This is a genomic window from Luteibacter sp. P4_E6 (genome assembly GCF_056401535.1).
In genome coordinates, this window is sequence record NZ_JBFUJE010000326.1 from 1 (window position 1) to 4,464 (window position 4,464).

Annotated in this window: 4 protein-coding genes; all 4 read left to right on the forward strand. The window is 67.2% G+C overall.

Translation table 11 applies throughout. The features are described from left to right. The first annotated feature begins 27 nt into the window (after window positions 1-27). Window positions 28-624, forward strand: a complete 597-nt coding sequence (locus AC1DT2_RS16425) for an IMPACT family protein (RefSeq protein WP_477297490.1) — start codon at window positions 28-30, stop codon at window positions 622-624. A gap of 55 nt (window positions 625-679) precedes the next feature. After that, window positions 680-2,443 (forward strand): ABC transporter transmembrane domain-containing protein, encoded by a 1,764-nt coding sequence (locus AC1DT2_RS16430; RefSeq protein WP_477297491.1) that lies wholly within the window; start codon window positions 680-682, stop codon window positions 2,441-2,443. 130 nt (window positions 2,444-2,573) lie between these two features. Then, entirely contained in the window at window positions 2,574-3,596 is a 1,023-nt protein-coding gene (locus AC1DT2_RS16435) for a ligase-associated DNA damage response exonuclease (protein WP_477297492.1), read from the forward strand. Further along, on the forward strand, window positions 3,596-4,464 hold an 869-nt coding region (locus tag AC1DT2_RS16440), incomplete at its 3' end, for an ATP-dependent DNA ligase (protein ID WP_477297494.1). The genes AC1DT2_RS16435 and AC1DT2_RS16440, both read left to right, overlap by 1 nt.

Below are 4,464 nucleotides of genomic sequence, written 5' to 3' on the forward strand. Positions count from 1 at the left end.
GCCCCAAGACCTGCGTGACCTGAACCCTTGAACGCCCCGCTGGAAACCCTCGCGTCGCCCTGGCGGCACGAGGAAGACATTCGCAAGAGCCGCTTCCTCGCCCAGGCTGCGCCGGTCGGCAGTATCACGGAGGCACTCGCCTTCATCGAGACCGTCAGCGATACGGCGGCGACGCACAACTGCTGGTCCTATCGCATCGGCGATGCCTACCGCTTCAACGATGACGGCGAGCCCGGCGGCACGGCGGGCCGCCCGATGCTGCAGGCCATCGACGGCCAGGGCTGTGACCGTGTGGTCGTCGTGGTCACGCGCTGGTACGGCGGCGTTAAACTGGGTGCGGGCGGACTCGCCCGGGCCTACGGCGGCACAGCGGCGGAATGCCTGCGCCTCGCCCCCCGCGTGGCGATCGTCGCGACGGGTCGGCTGTTCATCCACTGCGACTTCGCCGAGCTGGCGCTCGTCACGGCACGGATCCGTGAGATGGACGGGGTGATCGAACAGGAGATCTTCGTCGCCGACGGGGCGGAATTGACCGTGCTCGCCCCGGCGGACCGCCTCGACGCCATCGCCGCGCGCATGGTCGACCTCAGCCGGGGGCGCATCCAGCCGCGCCGGCTCGATTGAATACTGCACCGGCCGGCCCCATCCGTTGGCGAATGACCATAGCAAAGAGCGGCGCATGACCACCGAACGCAGGGAGAAGTCACGGAACATCGGTGCACTGCGCAATCTCTGGCCCTTCCTCAAGCCCCACAAGGCCCTGGCCGTCGGCTGGCTGGTCTTCCTCGGCATTTCCTCCGGCGCCTCACTATTAGTTCCGGTCGCCTTGCGCCATATCGTCGACAAGGGTTTCCTTGCCTCGAACCTGGCGACGATCAACGGGACCTTCCTGGGCCTGTTCGGGGTCGCCGTGGTGCTCGCCCTTGCCACCGCGGCGCGCTACTTCTTCATCGCCCTGCTCGGCGAACGCTCGCTCGCCGCCCTTCGCAGCACGCTGTACCGGCACGTGATCCATCTCGATGTCGGCTTCTACGAAAGCACCCGCGTAGGCGAGCTCACCTCGCGCCTGGGCACGGATACCGAACTGGTGCAGACCCTGGTCGGCTCGGGCATCTCGGTGGCGCTGCGCAGTACCGTCATGCTCATCGGCTCGGCAGCGGCCATGGCCTGGACCAGTCCTCGCCTGGCCGGCCTCACGGCCCTGGTCATCCCCGCCGTGATGCTGCCGATCCTCGTCTTCGGCCGTCGGGTGCAGAAGCTGTCGCGCACCAGCCAGGATCGCCTGGCCGATGCCGCCGCCGTCGCGAATGAGACGCTCAATGCGGCGCAGACGGTGAAGGCCTATGCCCGCGAGCCGGTCGAGAGCCGTCGCTATGCGAACGCCATCGCCCTCGCACTCGCCACGGCGCGTCGCCGCATCGGCATGCGCTCGATGCTGACCGSCGCGGTGATCGTGCTGATCTTCGGCGCGATCACCCTGGTGCTCTGGGCCGGTGCTCGCGATGTCATCGCCGGGGAACTCGAGCCTGGCGTACTGACCCAGTTCGTGGTGTACGCCATCTTCGCTGCCGGCTCCGTCGCCGGGTTGTCGGAAGTATGGGGAGACGTGCTGCAGGCGGCCGGTGCGATGGAACGCATTGGCGAGCTTTTCGCGGAAAAGGCGAGCATCGCCACACCCGACGCGCCCGAGCCGCTACCGACGCCGGTAACAGGCGCGCTTCGCTTCGACCACGTGGAATTCCGTTATCCCTCACGACCGGACGTGGCTGCGCTGTCCGATTTCGATCTCGAGATCGCGCCTGGCGAAACCGTCGCCCTCGTCGGCCCCTCGGGTGCCGGCAAGAGCACGGTGTTCAGTCTGCTGCTGCGCTTCCACGATCCGGTGTCGGGTTCGATCCGTTTCGACGGCGTCGAGCTGCGTGCGCTGGCGCTTCCCGAACTGCGCGGCGCGATCGCCCTCGTACCCCAGGAGACCGTGATCTTCGGTGGCAGCGCCGCCAACAATATCCGCTTCGGTCGCGAGGACGCGAGCGACGACGAGGTGCGCGAAGCGGCGCGCCTGGCCGAAGCCGATGGCTTCATCCAGGCCCTTCCCGAAGGCTACGAAGCCCTGCTCGGCGAGCGCGGCGTGCGTCTTTCCGGCGGACAGAAGCAGCGCATCGCCATCGCACGCGCCATCCTGCGTGATGCACCGCTGCTGCTGCTCGATGAAGCCACGTCGGCACTCGACGCCCAATCCGAGGCGGCTATCCAGCACGCCCTCGAGCGCCTCGAGAAGGGCCGCACCACCCTGGTCATCGCCCATCGTCTGGCGACCGTGCAACGCGCTGACCGCATCGTCGTGATGGACGGCGGACGGATCGTCGCCCAAGGCACCCATGAGACCTTGTTGCGTGAAGGCGGTCTTTACGCCGAACTGGCGAGGCTGCAGTTCGTCGCCTGAAGGGTCCGACCTTTGTGTGGGAGCCGGCTATGCCGGCGATGGGAGTTGGGGCAAGCTGTTTATCGCCGATGAATCGGCTCCTGCATGGAGCTTGTCGCTGCGTTGACGACTTGCCTCCTACTGTTCGGCGATGGACAGCGATCTGCTTCTACCGCGCCCCGAAGGCCTGTACTGCCCGGCGGGCGATTTCTTCATCGATCCCATGCTGCCGGTGCCTCGCGCCGTAGTTACTCACGCCCACGGCGACCACGCGCGTTCGGGTAGCGCGCTGTATCACGTTGCCAGCGCCGGCATCGGACTCATGCGCGAACGCCTGGGCGCGACGGCGACGATCCGCGACCATGCGTATGGCGAGTCGTTCACGATGGGCGACACACGCCTCTCGCTGCATCCTTCCGGTCACGTACTCGGCGCCGGACAGGTGCGGATCGAGGGACGCGGGTTGGTCGCCGTCGTGTCCGGAGACTACAAACGCGACCCCGATCCCACGTGCGTGCCTTTTGAGCCCGTGCCCTGTGATGTGTTCGTCACCGAATCCACCTTCGGCCTGCCGATCTACCGCTGGCCGCCGATGCATACGGTCATCGACGACATGCTGGCGTGGCTTGAAGAGTGCGCCGAACGCGCGGTGCCCGCCGTCCTGTTCTGCTATGCGTTAGGCAAAGCCCAGCGCATTCTCGCCGAGCTCGCCGCGCGCAGCGACCGCACCGTCCACCTCCACGGCGCGATGCTACGGCTGGTCGAGGCGTATCGCGAGGCCGGCGTTCGCATGCTTCCCACCCAGGCTGTGAGCGAGTCCGCGCGAGGCAAGGATTTCGCCGGCGAGTTGGTCATGGCGCCACCGTCAGCCGCGGGTTCGCCCTGGATGCGTCGCTTCGCCAAGGCGTCCACGGGATTTGCCTCGGGGTGGATGCAGGTGCGTGGCGCACGGCGTCGTCGCGGCTACGACCGTGGCTTCGTGGTTTCCGATCACGCCGACTGGCCGGGTCTGCTGCAAAGCGTGCGCGACTGTGGCGCGAAGCGGATCTACGTGACGCACGGCGATGGCGAAGCGCTCATTCGTCATCTGCGCGACACCGGGCACGATGCACGCCCGCTGCGCTCGCTGGGTGGCACGGTGTCGGACGTGCGCGACAGCGAGGAAGGCGACTGATGCGCCGCTTTGCCGTGTTATTCGAGGCACTCGACCGCACCGCTTCCACGTCGGCCAAACGCGATGCGATGGCCGCGTATTTCAGGGACGCTCCGCCCGAAGACGCTGCGTGGGCGGTGTACGTACTTGGTGGTGGCAAACTGAAACGCACCGCCACGTCGACGGAGCTCCGCCTCGCCCTCGCTGCCGAAACCGGCTATGCGGACTGGCTTATCGACGATTGCTACGCGCATGTCGGCGACCTCGCCGAAACGGTAGCGCTGATGCTGCCGGCGCCCGAGGAAACTGCCGACGACACACCACTGCACGTGTGGATGGAAACGCGGCTGCCGTCCCTTGGAAAGCTGGAATCGGTCGAGCGAATGGACGTCCTGCGCGCATGGTGGCACGCGCTGCCCCGGGATCAGCTGTTCCTCGTCAACAAGCTTCTGACCGGTTCGCTGCGCGTCGGCGTGTCGCACCGCCTCGTCGTGCAAGCCATCGCGCAGTGGTCGTCGCTACCGACGGACCTCATTGCACACCGCCTGACCGGCACCTGGAAACCCGGCGCCGCCGCCTTCGAGGCCCTCGCCGGGCCCGAGCGCGACGACGAGCATGCCGGGGAACGGCCCTACCCGTTCTTCCTCGCCTCACCGCTGGAGCACGATGTCGCCAGCCTGGGCGAAAGCAAGGACTGGCTGGCCGAGTGGAAGTGGGACGGGATCCGCGCACAGCTGATGCGACGCGACGGCGGCGCGCTCATCTGGTCGCGCGGTGAAGAACGGCTCGATGGCCGCTTTCCCGAAATCGAGCGGGCTGCGCTCGAACTTCCCGACGGCTGCGTCCTCGACGGCGAGATCCTCGCGTGGGCTTTCGACAGCGATAAGCC

Excerpts from the sequence above, each read along its gene's own strand:
- AC1DT2_RS16435 (WP_477297492.1), top strand. The coding sequence starts at position 2,574 with ATGGACAGCGATCTGCTTCTACCGCGCCCCGAAGGCCTGTACTGCCCG.